15 protein-coding genes are annotated in these 13942 nt (G+C 71.2%); 14 read left to right on the top strand and 1 reads right to left on the bottom strand.

Going from position 1 to position 13942, the window contains the following annotated elements:
- Nucleotides 1–175 precede the first annotated feature (175 nt).
- From NBW76_RS00795 to NBW76_RS00735, 13 genes are all read left to right on the top strand, one after another.
- A complete protein-coding gene (locus NBW76_RS00795) occupies nt 176–1312 on the top strand; it encodes an ABC transporter substrate-binding protein (RefSeq protein WP_056552007.1) in 1137 nt (378 codons plus the stop codon).
- Nucleotides 1313–1348: 36 nt separating this feature from the next.
- Nucleotides 1349–2245, top strand: coding sequence for a branched-chain amino acid ABC transporter permease (locus tag NBW76_RS00790; protein WP_055961390.1), 897 nt, complete (start codon nt 1349–1351; stop codon nt 2243–2245).
- On the top strand, nt 2242–3132 hold the full coding sequence (locus NBW76_RS00785; protein WP_082481031.1) for a branched-chain amino acid ABC transporter permease: 891 nt from the start codon (nt 2242–2244) through the stop codon (nt 3130–3132). The genes NBW76_RS00790 and NBW76_RS00785 overlap by 4 nt, the downstream gene beginning before the upstream one ends.
- Entirely contained in the window at nt 3129–3947 is an 819-nt protein-coding gene (locus tag NBW76_RS00780; RefSeq protein WP_055961384.1) for an ABC transporter ATP-binding protein, read from the top strand. The genes NBW76_RS00785 and NBW76_RS00780 overlap by 4 nt, the downstream gene beginning before the upstream one ends.
- Nucleotides 3892–4584: an ABC transporter ATP-binding protein gene (locus tag NBW76_RS00775; protein ID WP_055961381.1), complete on the top strand. Its 693-nt coding sequence runs from the start codon at nt 3892–3894 to the stop codon at nt 4582–4584. Before NBW76_RS00780 ends, NBW76_RS00775 begins: the two co-directional genes overlap by 56 nt.
- Nucleotides 4581–5387 carry an IclR family transcriptional regulator gene (locus NBW76_RS00770; RefSeq protein ID WP_055961378.1) on the top strand — a complete coding sequence of 269 codons (807 nt, stop codon included), beginning with the start codon at nt 4581–4583 and terminating at the stop codon, nt 5385–5387. Before NBW76_RS00775 ends, NBW76_RS00770 begins: the two co-directional genes overlap by 4 nt.
- 19 nt (nt 5388–5406) lie before the next feature.
- Complete coding sequence (locus tag NBW76_RS00765) at nt 5407–6276, top strand: oxaloacetate decarboxylase (protein WP_056552004.1); 870 nt, start codon at nt 5407–5409, stop codon at nt 6274–6276.
- A gap of 2 nt (nt 6277–6278) precedes the next feature.
- Nucleotides 6279–7547, top strand: a complete 1269-nt coding sequence (locus tag NBW76_RS00760) for an aconitase family protein (protein WP_200931180.1) — start codon at nt 6279–6281, stop codon at nt 7545–7547.
- Nucleotides 7544–8080, top strand: coding sequence for a hypothetical protein (locus NBW76_RS00755; protein ID WP_200914449.1), 537 nt, complete (start codon nt 7544–7546; stop codon nt 8078–8080). The genes NBW76_RS00760 and NBW76_RS00755 overlap by 4 nt, the downstream gene beginning before the upstream one ends.
- A gap of 287 nt (nt 8081–8367) precedes the next feature.
- Nucleotides 8368–8877: a hypothetical protein gene (locus NBW76_RS00750; protein ID WP_156364631.1), complete on the top strand. Its 510-nt coding sequence runs from the start codon at nt 8368–8370 to the stop codon at nt 8875–8877.
- 146 nt (nt 8878–9023) lie between these two features.
- Nucleotides 9024–10136 (top strand): LLM class flavin-dependent oxidoreductase, encoded by a 1113-nt coding sequence (locus NBW76_RS00745; RefSeq protein ID WP_055965995.1) that lies wholly within the window; start codon nt 9024–9026, stop codon nt 10134–10136.
- The gene (locus NBW76_RS00740) at nt 10133–10741 is read left to right on the top strand and encodes a CE1759 family FMN reductase (protein WP_056551998.1); all 609 of its coding nucleotides are present in this window, start codon (nt 10133–10135) and stop codon (nt 10739–10741) included. Before NBW76_RS00745 ends, NBW76_RS00740 begins: the two co-directional genes overlap by 4 nt.
- A gap of 40 nt (nt 10742–10781) precedes the next feature.
- A complete protein-coding gene (locus NBW76_RS00735; protein ID WP_056551995.1) occupies nt 10782–11084 on the top strand; it encodes a DUF2277 domain-containing protein in 303 nt (100 codons plus the stop codon).
- Nucleotides 11085–11571: 487 nt separating this feature from the next.
- On the opposite strand, the gene NBW76_RS00730 is transcribed toward NBW76_RS00735, so the two are convergent.
- Nucleotides 11572–12792, bottom strand: a complete 1221-nt coding sequence (locus NBW76_RS00730) for a S9 family peptidase (protein ID WP_082481018.1) — start codon at nt 12790–12792, stop codon at nt 11572–11574.
- Between the two features lie 82 nt (nt 12793–12874).
- Here NBW76_RS00730 and NBW76_RS00725 point away from each other — a divergent pair, with 82 nt between their 5' ends.
- Nucleotides 12875–13942, top strand: a complete 1068-nt coding sequence (locus NBW76_RS00725) for a hypothetical protein (RefSeq protein ID WP_055961360.1) — start codon at nt 12875–12877, stop codon at nt 13940–13942.

Here is a 13942-nt window from a genome sequence, read left to right as displayed (position 1 = left end):
CCCTCGATTCCCATCAGGTGATGGGAATCGCGAAGCCGGGCGGATCGACTGGACGGCCGATGCAAGGACGTCCGACCAATGTCGAGGAAGGTCTTGACATGAGCCAGGTCACATCCATAACGTCATCCGGATAGCGGTACGCGTTCCGCAATACGGAACCTACAGAAGGATGGCCATGACGATCACCCCCCTCGCTCGCCGACTGGCGGCACTGTCCCTGACGCTGGTCACAGCGACAGCCCTCACCGCCTGCGGCTCCTCCGACGGCGCCGGCTCCGACTCCGACGTGAAGGTCGGGCTCATCGCCGCCGAGCAGGGCCCGTTCGCCTTCGCCGGCTCGTCCTACCTCAAGGGTGCCGAGCTCGCCGCCGAGCTGGAGGGGGTCGAGCTCGTCGTCGAGGAGGGCTCGGAGGACCCGGCCAAGAGCATCACCGCGTTCAACAAGCTCACCGGCCAGGAGGGTGTCAGCGAGGTCGTCTGCTGCATCTCCAGCGCCGTGGCCGGCGCGATGAAGCCGCTCGCCACGCAGAAGAAGGTGCCGCTGGTCGTCTACGGCGCCACCACCCCCGACCTGGAGGACCCGCCCTACGTGCTCCGTCCCGCGCTGCTGCCGCAGCAGGGCATCGCGCCGGTCGCGGCCCAGCTCGTCGAGGAGCTCGGCATCGAGAGCGCCGTGCACGTGACCGCCAGCGACAACGACGGCCTGGTCGCGCAGAGCGAGGCCGCCCGCAGCTCGACGGAGGAGGCCGGTGCCGAGGACCTGGGCACGGTCAAGACGCTCGTCGCCGACACCGACTTCAGCGGTGCCGTGACCGAGATCCTGTCCAAGGACGCCGACATGGTGACCGTCTACACGCTCGGCGAGGCCGCGGCCACGATCACCAAGGCCCTGCGCGAGAAGGGCTACGAGGGCGTCATCCTCGCCAACAACGCCGTCGCGACGGGCCCGCTGCTCAAGTCCTTCGGCGAGACCCTGGCCGACACCTACTACTCCGTGGAGTACACGCCGGCGAGCGAGAACGCTTCTGCGCAGGAGTTCACGAAGGCCTACGAGGAGAAGTACGACGAGACGCCGGACCTGTTCGCCTCGCAGGGCTACGTCGCGGTCAAGTACGCCGCCAAGGGCGCGGCCGACGCCGGTGACGGCGCCGACGCCGCTGCCGTCGCGAAGTCGCTGGCCGCCATCTCCGAGCTGGAGTCCCCGTGGGGCCCGCTGACCTTCGAGAACGGGCAGGGCACGAGCGAGGACTTCCAGATCGTGCAGATCGACGACGCCGGCGTCCCGCAGCTCTGGAAGGGCGCGGGCGCGTGATCCACGACCACCACGACCAGGAGAGGAGGCGATGACATGGACGTCCTGGCACAGCAGATCCTGAACGGGCTGGCGCTCGGCTCCGTGTACGCCGTCTTCGGCGTCGGCTTCGGCCTCATGCTCGCCACCCTCGGCGTGCTCAACGCCGCCCACGGGACCTTCGCGACCTGGGGAGCCCTCACGGTGCTCTTCCTCGTCAACGACGCGGGCATCGGCTTCTGGCCGGCGCTCATCGCCGGGGTGCTCGTCTCGGGCCTCCTGGCCGTGGTGGTCGACTTCGTCGCCTTCCAACCCATCCGGCGACGAGGGGGGGACCTGCTGCCGGCGCTCATCACGAGCATCGGTGTGTGGATCTTCCTCCTCGCGCTCGCCCGGATGGTCACGGGCGCCACGACGTCGCGCTTCTCGCCCGACGCGGCCCCGAGCGGCTCGATCAGCTTCCTCGGCCTCACCCTGGGGCGCACCCAGCTGGTGAGCCTGGTGGCCGTCGCGGTCGTCGGCATCGGCCTCTACGCCCTGCTGCACCGCACGAAGGTCGGCGCTGCGATGCGGGCCGTGGGCCACTCGCCCATGGCGGCCTCGCTGGGTGGGGTCAACCCCGTGCTCATCGTGGCCACGACCGCCTTCCTCTCCGGAGCGGTCGCCGGCCTGGCCGGCATCACGATGGGTCTCAACACGAGCACCGTGAACTTCATGCTGGGCGAGGCGCTGCTCCTCAAGGGCTTCGCGGCGGTCATCATCGGTGGCTTCGGCGACGTGCGCGGCACGGTGCTCGGCGGGCTGCTGATCGGCGTCGCCGAGGTGCTGACCGCGCAGTACGTGTCGGGCAGCCTGCGCGACGCGGTGACCTTCGGGCTGCTGCTCGCCTTCCTGGTGTTCCGGCCGCGGGGCCTGTTCGGCTCCGCCACCGCGATGCAGACCGTGAGGGCATGATGGGCGGCCTCTGGGACCAGTACCGGACCGTCGTCGAGTTCGCGATGGCCAACGCGCTGTTCGCGCTCGGCAGCTGGATCGCGATGTGGGCGGGCGTGTTCAGCCTCGCCGGCGCCTCGTTCGGCGCGGTCGGCGGCTTCAGCGCCGCGTACCTCGACCTGCACATGGGCGCGGGCATCGTCGTCCAGCTCCTCGTCGGCGCCGGCCTCGGCCTGGCGGTCGCCGCGATCCTGTCGGTGCTCCTGCTCAAGCTGGAGAGCCACTGGATGGCGATGGCCACGGTGGCGCTGGTGCTCATCACCCGCGTCGTGGTGCTCTCGGCCGAGGAGTACACCGGCGGCAGCGTCGGCACGGGCGTGACCCGCAAGATCGACCTGATCACGGTCGTCGTCCTGGTCGCGATCGTCTGCTACGCCCTCGCCCGCCTGCGCCGCTCGCGGTACGGCATGGCCGCCCACGCGGTCCGCGAGGACGCAGCGGTCGCCGCGGCCCTCGGCGTCAACCCGTTCACCGTCCGCGCGGTCGCGTTCGCGGCGAGCGGACTCGTGGCGGGCATGGCCGGGGTGGTGCTGGCCAACCTGCTCCAGTACATCGGCCCGGACACGTTCTTCATCACGCTGGCCTTCACCATGGTCGCGGCGATGGTCCTCGGCGGCACCTACCACTGGGCCGGACCCATCGTGGGCGCGATCGTCTTCGTCGGCCTGCCCGAGGTGGTGCGCTCCTACGTCGACGGGGTCGACGAGCTCATGACCGGTGCCCTGCTGGTGCTGATCATGGTCTTCATGCCGCGCGGTCTCATCGACCCGCGACGCCAGTGGGTCCGGCGGCTGCGTCGGACCGACGACACGCCCGTGGCCGAGCCCGAGCCGGAGGTGGCCCGATGAGCGACGCACTGCTGACCATCGAGGGACTGACCAAGCGGTTCGGCGGCGTGACCGCCGTCAACGGTGTCGACATGGTCGTGCCGCAGGGCACCGTCATGGGGCTCATGGGTCCCAACGGCGCCGGCAAGACCAGCCTCGTGAACCTGGTGACCGGCTTCTACACGCCGGACGAGGGCTCGGTCCTCTTCGAGGGCGACGAGATGGCGGGCCTGGCGCCGCACCAGATCAGCCGACGCGGCATCACCCGCACCTACCAGAACGTGCGGCTGCTCAGCGGCTTCAGCGTCCTGGAGCAGGTGGTGGCGGGCATGTACGCGTCGCGGAAGGCGTCGTCGCTGTCCAGCCTCGTGATGTGGCCGGGCGAGCGGCGGGAGCGGCGCGAGTGCCTCGAGCGCGCCGACGCCCTCCTCACCCGGGTAGGCGTGACGGAACGGCGTGAGCTGGCCGAGACGCTGCCCTACGGCACGCAGCGACGGGTGGAGATCGCTCGTGCTCTCGCCACCGACCCGCGCCTGGTGCTCCTCGACGAGCCGACGGCGGGCATGAACCGCGAGGAGTCCGTGGCGGTCGGTGAGCTCATCCGCTCGGTCCGCGACCAGGGCCTCACGGTGCTCGTCGTCGAGCACAACATGCGGCTGATCCTCGACTACTGCGACGCCGCCTACGTCATGAGCTTCGGCGAGGTGCTGTCGCACGGCACCCCGCAGGAGTGCGTCGACGACCCCGCCGTCCAGAAGGCCTACTTCGGAAAGGAGAACGATGCTTCAGGTATCCCGGCTCTGCGCGAGCTACGGAGCGATCCGCGCCGTCCGTGACGTCAGCCTGGAGGTCCCCGAGGGGAACCTCGTGGCCGTCCTCGGCGCCAACGGCGCCGGCAAGTCGACGTTGGTCCGATCCATCGCGGGTGTGCACCGCGAGAAGACCGGCGACATCGTCCTCGACGGCAAGCCCGTCCAGAAGCTGCCGCTGCACCGCATCACGCGGCTGGGCCTGGCGCTCGTCCCCGAGGGTCGGCACGTCGTCTCGCCGCTCACCGTGGCCGAGAACCTCGCGCTCAGCACCTTCTCCGGACGGTCCCGACCCGAGCTGCTCGACCGCGTCTACGAGCTCTTCCCGCGGCTGGCCGAGCGCCGGACGCAGCAGGCCGGCTCCATGAGCGGCGGCGAGCAGCAGATGCTCGCCATGGGCCGTGCGCTCATGACCGACCCGCAGGTGCTCCTGCTCGACGAGCCGTCCATGGGTCTGGCCCCGTCGGTCATCGACGTCATCTACGGCGCCATCGCGGCCCTGCACGCCGAGGGCCAGAGCATCCTGCTCATCGAGCAGGACGCCACGCGGGCGCTCGAGGTGGCCGACCACGCGTACCTGCTGCAGCGCGGCGAGGTGCACATGTCCGGCACGCCGGAGAAGCTGGCGCACAGCGAGGACATCCAGAAGGCGTACCTCGGATGAAGGACGTCACGGGACCGGCGGGCAGCGCCGACGAGGTGGACCCTCGCAACTACGTCGCGTCGGTCATCAAGTCGTGCAACGTCGTCGAGGTGCTCGGCGGCGGCGACAGCGAGTACAGCCTCGGGGAGATCGCCGCGGCGACCGGCATCGGCAAGACGACCGTGCACCGGCTCCTGTCGTCGCTGCAGATGGCCGGCTGGGTCGAGCGCGGTCCTCGCGACGGCTACCGGCTCAGCATCCGCATGCTCAAGCTCGCGCACGCGTCGCAGCGCCAGTTCAGCATCCGCAACGAGGCGCTGCCCCACCTGCGGTCGCTCGCGGGCCACTTCGGCGACACCGCGTTCCTGCTGGTGCCCTCGGACGAGGGGGCCGTGGTCGTCGAGATGGTCGAGGGCGAGAGCCCCCTGAAGGTCAACACGGTCACCCTCGGCACCGTGCTGCCGTACCACGTGGCCGGCGGGCCCACCGTCATGGCGGCCTGGGACGACACCATCCGCGAACGGGTGCTCTCCGCACCACGCAAGCGCTACACCGACAAGACCGACGTCACGCGCGACGCCCTGGAGACGAAGTTCGCCCGCATCCGCGAGCAGGGCTACGTCTTCGCCGACGAGGACCTCAACAACGGCGTCGCCGTCGTGAGCGCGCCCGTGTTCGGTCCCACCGGTGCCCTCAGCTGCACCCTCAGCCTCGGAGGCGCCGCCCAGGGCTTCGGCCCGGACCGCCTCGACCACATCGTCACCGCCGTGCGCGAAGCCTGCGCGGCGCTCTCCGAGCGCCTCGGGGCGCCCGCGCCTCGGTGACACGAAGGAAGGAAGCACGATGACGAACCACTTCAGGAGCCAGCTCGCCGACGGGCTGGTCTACGCCCCCGGCGTCTGGGACGGCCTGACCGCCCGGATCGCCGAGCAGAGCGGCTTCACGGCGCTCTGCGCGTCGGGGTTCGCCATCTCGGCGTCCCTCGGCCTGCCCGACGCCGAGATGTACTCCATGTCGGAGAACCTCGACGCCGTACGTCGCATCCGCGGCGCCTCGCGCCTCCCGGTCGTCGCCGACATCGACACCGGCTACGGCAACGCCGTCAACGCCGCCCGCACCGCACGCATGTTCGCGGACGCGGGCGTGTCCGCGGTCTTCATGGAGGACCAGCTGGCGCCCAAGCGCTGCCCCGCGGCCACGAGCGGCGCACCGACGCTGCTCCCCGCCAAGGAGGCGGCGGGCAAGGTCCGCGCCGTGCGCGACGAGGTGGGCGACGAGCTCGTCCTCATCGGGCGCACCGACGGCATCGGTGACGACGCCATCCGTCGCGCCGTCGCCTACGTGGAGGCCGGCGCCGAGATGATCATGCCCATCTCCAAGGGCTTCCCCGACGCCGAGTCGTGGGCCCGTCTGCACGCCGAGGTGGGTGTGCCGCTCATGTGCTCGCTCACCGCGTGGACGTGGACGGCCGAGCAGTTCACGAGCGAGGTGCTGCGCGAGATCGGCGTCGGCCTCGCGCTGCTCCCGACGCAGATCCTGCTCGCGGCCACGACCGCCACCCGCGCGTCGCTCGAGCGCCTGTCGGCGGGCGAGCCGCCGGCCGACGTCAGCCGCGACTACATGGAGCACGCCGACTTCCTGAAGCTCATCGGCTTCGACGAGGTCCTGCACAAGCAGTCCCTGTACATGCCCGAGACCCTCGAGGAGGCGTGACCATGGGACAGACCATCACGCAGAAGATCCTGGCCCGCGTCGGCGACCGCGACGCGGTGACCCCCGGCGAGAACTACCCCGTCCGCCCCGACTACATGATCGCGTACGACTTCCCGGGGTACACCGACCGCTTCTTCAAGCAGATGCGCGAGGACTTCGGGGTCACGAAGGTCGCCGAGCCCGACCGGTACGTCCTGTTCATCGACCACATGCTCACCAACAAGAACGAGCGCGAGGCCGAGGTCCACCAGGTCACCCGCGACTGGGCGCACGAGAACGGCGTGCACTTCCACGAGGGCGAGGGCATCGGCCACCAGGTGGCCGCCGAGCTGGGCTACGCGATGCCCGGGTCGTTCCTCATCCACTTCGACGGCCACATCTCCAGCCTCGGCGCGTTCGGTGCGCTCGGCATGGGCGTGCGCCGCGACCTGCTCGAGGGCTGGGTCACCGGCGGCATCCACCTGGACGTCCCGGCCAGCACGCGCTTCCACCTGACCGGGTCCTTCGCGCCCGGCGTGGAGAGTCGTGACCTGATCCACCGGATCATCTCCGACATCGGCGCGGACGGCGTGGCCTTCCAGGTCATGGAGTACACCGGCCCGGGTGCGGAGTCGATGGCCCTCGGCCAGCGCCAGGCCCTGTGCGGCATGGCGATGTTCGCCGGCGGGGTGTCGGCGATCTTCAACCCCGACGAGATGAGCCTCGAGTACAGCCGCAAGGTCGCCCAGCGCGACTTCGAGCCGCTCTACAGCGACCCCGACGCCGAGTACACGGCCCGCTACGACATCGACCTCGACGCCCTGAGCCCGCAGATCGTCATGCCGGGGTCGGCGCGTGCGTCGAACACCCGCGACGTGGCGGAGGTGCACGGGCAGAAGATCCAGCGCGCCTTCATCGGCTCCTGCGCGAGCGGCCGCATCGAGGACATCCGGGCCGCGGCCGGGATCCTCAAGGGCGAGAAGGTGGCGCACGGTGTGGAGCTCAACGTCGTGCCGACGTCGCGTCGCATCTACGAGCAGGCCGAGTCCGAGGGTCTGCTGGACACGCTGCGTTCCGCCGGCGCCCACGTCGTGGAGTCCACCTGCGACTTCTGCTTCGGCTACGCGAAGCCGCTCGAGGCCGGCGAGGCCTGCGTGTCGACCGGGGTGCTGAACATCTCCGGTCGCATGGGCAGCCCCGACGCCGACATCTACATGGGCTCGGCGACGACCGTCGCGGCGAGCGCGCTGACCGGTCGGCTCACCGACCCGCGCGAGGTGGTGAACCCGTGACCGCGACGACGGCCGCGCCGCAGGTGCTGCCCGACGTGCTGACCGGTCGCGTGGCCTGGATCTTCGGCGACGACCACGACATCGACCTGATGATCGGCGTGCAGAACATCAAGTACACCGACCCGGAGCACCTGCACAGCGTCTGCATGAAGGCGTACGAGGAGGACTTCACCGACAAGGTGCGCGAGGGCGACTGGCTCGTGGGAGGACGGAACTTCGGCTACGGGCACCCGCACTACGTGGCGATGACGGCGATGCGCAACGAGGGCATCGTCGGCGTGGTCGCGGAGTCCTTCTCGCCGGGCTTCTGGCGCGGCGAGGTCAGCAACGGCATGCCGCTGCTGACCGTGCCGGGCATCTCGACGTCGGTCGAGCGCTGGGACGAGATGGAGGTCGACTGGCGGGCGGCCACCGTCACCGTCCGGGCGAAGGACCTCGTGCTGCAGGGAGAGGTCCTCAACGACCGGACGCAGGACATGATCGCCGCCGGCGGTCGGTACCAGCTGCTCCTCGCCGAGCACGGCCGCTCGTAGCGGTCCGCCTCCGCCCCACCCGTCCCTCGATTCCCATCACCTGATGGGAATCCCCCACTCTCCATGGAGGACCCTCCATGGTGAGTGGGGGAGGACCAGGGTGAGCTCGCGATTCCCATCAGGTGATGGGAACGGGCGGGTCGGACGGACCTCGCCGAGGCGCCGTCCTCGGAGGTGATTCCTACTTCCGTCGTTCCCGGTCCGAAGGGGTGCGACCGGTGTCACAGTGACGTGGTCATGTCCACCACGGGAGGGAGAACCGTGAACACCACCATCATCGGCCGCACGTGTGCGGCGGCCGTCATCACGCTCATCGGCGTGGCCGGCGCGACGGCGCCGGCCAGTGCCGACGACGCAGCTCGAGCTGCGACCCGGCCGTCGTCCAGGCCGCGCTCACGAAGGCCGAGGCCGACGCGCGCGCAGCGCAGAAGGCGTACGTCACCCACACGCGGACCGCCATGAAGGCGCTCGTGAAGCAGGTCAAGGTCGACGAGACCGCCGAGGCGCGTGCGGCGGCCAGGAAGGCCGGCCGTCTGACGGCGGCCGCCGCGAAGGACCCCGCGCTGCGTGATGCAGCGAAGGCGGCGCGGGCGACGGCGCGGGTGGAGGCCAAGGAGGCCGCACGCGCGCAGCGGGCGTCCTTCGCGACGCTCCAGCGCCAGGTCAAGGCCGACCGCGCGACGCTCAAGGCGGCCTGGAACACCGCGAAGGCCGACCTCGCGACGCAGAAGCAGATCGCCGAGGACTGCGCCGAGGTGCCCGAGCCGCCCGTGGTCGAGGCCCCCGCGCCCGCCTGACCCGCGCTGGGTGACGCCACCGCCGCCGCCGCGTGCCTGAGATTCCCAGGTCGACCTGGGGATCTCAGGCACGGCGTGACCGGGAACAAGTTGAAGGTTGAACTAGTTGATGGGAGTATCGAGGCAAGGAGGCTCCCATGAGCAGCATGCAGTTCGGCATCTTCACCGTCGGTGACGTCACGCAGGACCCGACCGACGGCACGACGCCCACCGAGAACGCGCGCCTCAAGGCGCTGGTGGAGATCGCGAGGAAGACCGAGGAGGTCGGGCTCGACGTCTTCGCGAGCGGGCAGCAGCACAACCCGCCGTTCGTCACCACCTCGCCGACGACGCTCATGGCCTACATGGCCGCGCAGACCGAGCGGATCGTCTTCTCCACGGCCATCGCGCAGATCACCACGAACGACCCGGTCAAGCTGGCCGAGGACTACGCGGTCCTGCAGCACCTGTCCGACGGGCGCGTCGACCTCATGCTCGGGCGCGGCAACTCCGCCCCCGTCTACTCCTGGTTCGGGCAGGACCCGACGCGCGCGGTGGAGCTGACGGTCGAGAACTACCAGCTGCTGCGACGGCTGTGGGACGAGGACGTCGTGGACTGGGAGGGCCAGTTCCGCACGCCGCTGCGCGGCTTCACGGCCACGCCCCGCCCGCTCGACGGCGTGCCGCCGATGGTGTGGCACGCGTCCATCCGCACGCCCGAGGTGGCCGAGCTGGCCGCGTACTACGGCGACGGCTACTTCGCCAACAACATCTTCTGGCCCAAGGAGCACTACATCCGGCTGATCAACTTCTACCGGCAGCGCTTCGCCCACTACGGCCACGGCGAGCCCGAGCAGGCGATCGTCGGGCTCGGCGGCCAGGTGTTCATGCGCAAGAACAGCCAGGACGCGATGCGGGAGTTCCGCCCCTACTTCGACAAGGCGCCGGTCTACGGCCACGGCCCGAGCCTGGAGGACTTCACCGCGCAGACGCCGCTCACCGTCGGCAGCCCGCAGGAGTTCATCGAGAAGACGCTGACGTTCGCCGACTACTTCGGTGACTACCAGCGCCAGCTGTTCCTCGTCGACCACGCCGGTCTGCCGCTGAAGGAGGTGCTGCACCAGATCGACATGATCGGCGAGGTGCTGCCCACCCTGCGTGCGGAGTTCGAGGCGCGACGTCCGGCCGGCGTCCCCGATGCGCCCACCCACGCGTCGCGCGTGGCGGCGCGAGACGCGGCGGAGGCCGAGCGGGACCTCGACGCGGGAGCCCACGCATGACCCGCGTCGTCATCGTCTCCGCCGGGCTCGGCTCGCCGTCGACCACGCGGCTGCTCGCCGACCAGATGGCCGCGGGCGTCCGTCGAGCCGAGCCGGGTGCATCCGTGGAGGTCGTCGAGCTGCGACCGCTCGCCCATGACGTCGTCGACGCGACGCTCACCGGGTTCGCGTCGCCGCGTCTGCAGCACGTGATCGACCAGGTGGGCGCGGCCGACGCCCTCGGCTTCGTCACGCCGATCTTCCAGGCGTCCTACGGCGGACTCTTCAAGTCGTTCGCCGACGTGCTCGAGCCCGACCAGCTGATCGGCAAGCCGGTGCTGCTCGGCGCCACCGGTGGCACCGCGCGCCACTCGCTGGCCGTCGAGCACGCCATGCGTCCGCTCATGGCCTACCTGCAGGCCGTGCCCGTGCCGACCGGCGTGTTCGCGTCGCCGCACGACTGGAGCGCCGAGGGCGAGGGTGCGCTCACGTCGCGCGTCGACCGCGCCGTCGGCGAGCTGATGTCGCTGCTGGGCGGTGCGGGTACCGGACGCACCCGCGAGGACGAGATCGACCTGTTCAGCGAGACCATGCTGCGCATCTCCGATCCGAGCCGCGGCGCCTGAGGACCTTCCGCGTCCCGCCCGCCGGGGCTACCGTCGGAGGATGTGCCGCAACATCCGCGTGCTCCACAACTTCGAGCCGCCGACCACTGACGACGAGGTGCGCGAGGCCGCCCTGCAGTTCGTGCGCAAGGTCAGCGGGTCGACGAGACCCTCGCAGGCGAACGCCGAGGCGTTCGAGCAGGCCATCGACGACATCGCGGCCGCCACGCGCACTCTCCTCGACGGCCTGGTGACCAAGGCGCCGCCGAAGAGCCGTGAGGCCGAGGCGCTGAAGGGTCGCGCGCGCCACGAGAAGCGCATGGAGCGTGAGGTGCGGATCCGCACGGGGGTCGGGTCGGCGTAGGGCGAGTCGCGCGGGCACTCGGCACTAGGCGCTCGGCGGCGAGGCTGCGCTGCTGACGGTCGGGCCTGGGGTGGGGCTGCGCTGCTGTGGGTCGGGCTCGGGGTGGGGCTGCGCTGCCGCAGCTCGTCGTCGACGTGCTCTCCGAAAGGCCTCGACGGTGCAGGGGCCGTCGGCGCGACCGAGCCCGCCGGCCGCGCCCCCATCGGTGGATCCTCAACCTCAGGAGCGGCGCTGCGGTTGAGGATCCACCGATGGGGGGTCCGGGCGGGGTGGGGTGGTGGATCCTCAACGCCAGAAGGGTTGCTGCGGTTGAGGATCCACCGCTCGGGGTGGACCAGCGCGACGGAGGCCCGCAGGCCCGGCCGACGCGCTGGGAGTCACCCGGTCGAGGCCCTCTCGGAGACCGAGCCCCACGACCGCCCGCGCCGGCGCAGCCCGACGAAGCCCGGCAGCGGGCAGGGCGCGACGCTCCCGAGGCCCGTCTACCTCAGAGGTGCTCGACGAACCACTGCGTCGTCAGGTCGCGGCCGACGAGGTCGCCGAACGACAGGGTGCCGAGACCGCCGCCGGTCGTGTGCTCCTGGCCGGGCAGCTCGACGTAGCGCGTGGTGGTGCCGGCCTCCTGCGACGCGCGGGCGAAGTCGCGCACCGGCCCCGGCAGGATCAGGTGGTCCGCGCTGCCCTGGTAGATCAGCAGCGGCGGGTTGCCACGGCCGAGATGGTTCACGGAGTCGGTGAGCGCGTACCGCTCGGGGTACTCCTCGGGCGGGCCGCCGACGTACTGGTCGCCGTAGGCGCGGCCGAGCCCGGACTGGTCGTAGGCGGCCGAACCGTCCACCGCGGGGTAGCCGGCGACGACCGCGGAGACCTCCGGGAGCTCGCCGCGGGTCCGGCACGACGGGTCGAGCTCCTCGAGGGCTCCGAGGTTGGCGGCGTTGATCGCCAGCTGCCCCCCGGCGGAGTCGCCCATGGTGCCCACCCGCTCGGGGTCCAGGCCGACGCCGGGACCCTCGGTGGTGACCCACGTGAGTGCACAGCCGACGTCGGCGACGGCGGTGTCCCACGTCTGACGTTCGGGGCTGGCCAGGCGATAGCTGACGTCGAGCACCGCATAGCCCCGCTCGAGCAGCGGCGGGTAGTACGGGCTGGGTGCCGGGGCGCCACCCGTGAAGCCGCCTCCGTGCACGTAGACGACCACCGGGACACCGTCGCCGTCGCCGGTCCCGTCGGGGAGGTAGAGGTCCGCGTCGAGGTCCGTGCCGTCGACCGTGCCGACGGTGACGCTGCGATCGGGGGCGACCGTCCCCTTCAGGAACGGGACGACAGGAGCGAAGACCCCGACGTCCGCGCCCGCCTGCCTGGCGTCGACCACCTGGTACGACCACAGGCCGAGCGACGACGCGAGCACCGCCGCGGCCACCACGGTGGCCGGTCGCAGCAGGCCGCTGCCGCGGGCCCGACCGATGGCCAGGAGCAGGCCGAGCAGGATCGCGACGAGGACGACGTTCCACACGCCGAGTGCGTCGCGCCACACGCCTGTGGCGAGGACGACGTACTGCACCGGCCAGTACTGCAGCAGCGGGACCCACCACGACGGTGACGTCCACGCCACCAGCTGGCCCAGGGCCGCCACCGCGAGGAGCAGGGCAAGGACGACTCGGCCGAGGGTGTACGGAACCGCACGCAGGCGTGAGCTGGCCTTCTGCACGTCGTCCTCTCGTCGTCCGTCCCGGGTCTCGACGCTACCGCTGTTCTCGGCCGACGTCGCCGCGAGCGCCTACGGTGAGGAGGTGGCTCCCGTCCCGTACCGACTCGTGCCGGCACCGCCGTCGCGGCGTCTCTCCGAGCGCTTCTTCGGACGGTTCCGGCGCGTCGGACTCCGCGGCGTCCTGGCCGACCTCGACCGTCGGGGCAGCCGCGCCGAGGTCCCGGGGGAGGCCGCGGTCGGCGGCATGCAGTGGGAGGAGCGCGACGCGACGTCGCAGCGGTGGTGGCCGCAGGGCATCACGACGTCGGCCGACGCCTACGGCCCCGACCCGCAGTCGGGCACCTTCGAGGGTCGCCCGGTCGTCGTCGTCAGCTGGTACGCGCACGGCGTCCTCGGCTGGTTGACGCTGGGCTCGCGCATCTCCGTCATCGACCACGCCGACGACGCCGCGCCCCGCTACCGGCACGTGCTGCTCGTGGCACCGCGTCGGGTGCTCGGTCTGCACCTGCTGCGTCCCGTGCGGGTCCACGCCGGGGGCATCGTCTGGTACGGCGACCACCTGTTCGTGGCGGGCAGCTCCGGAGGCGTCCGCGTCTTCGCCCTCGACGACGTGATCCGCGTGCGCAACCGGTGGCGCACCCGCGGCTACCGGTACGTGCTGCCCCAGCGGACCCACTACGCCGCCGACACCGACGCCGGTGTCCGACCGATGACCTACTCGTTCATGTCGCTCGACCGCCGGGGCGACGTCGACCACCTCGTCGCCGGCGAGTACGGCCGCAAGGGCGGCAGCCATCGCATGGTCCGCTACGAGCTCGACCGCGACACCCACCTGCTGCGCTCGGGCGAGACCGAGCCGGCCGTGCCGATCGAGGTGCACGACGCGGTCGCGCCACGCATGCAGGGTGCCGTCCTGGTCGACGGCACGTGGGTGATCACCGCGAGCGCGGGCGAGGACAACCCGGGCGACCTGTGGATCGGGCGGCCCGGTGCCCTCACGCGCCGCCGAGGCGTGCTGCCCACCGGGCCCGAGGACATCACGTGGTGGCCGCAGCGTGGGCAGCTGTGGTCGCTCACGGAGTGGCCCGGCCGTCGCTGGGTCTACGGCATCGACGCCGACACCTGGGTGCGGCCGACGTCGCAGGAGTGA

The organism is Aeromicrobium sp. Leaf245 (assembly GCF_942548115.1).
Classification (GTDB): domain Bacteria; phylum Actinomycetota; class Actinomycetes; order Propionibacteriales; family Nocardioidaceae; genus Aeromicrobium.
This window is presented reverse-complemented; position numbering and strand designations above follow the sequence as displayed.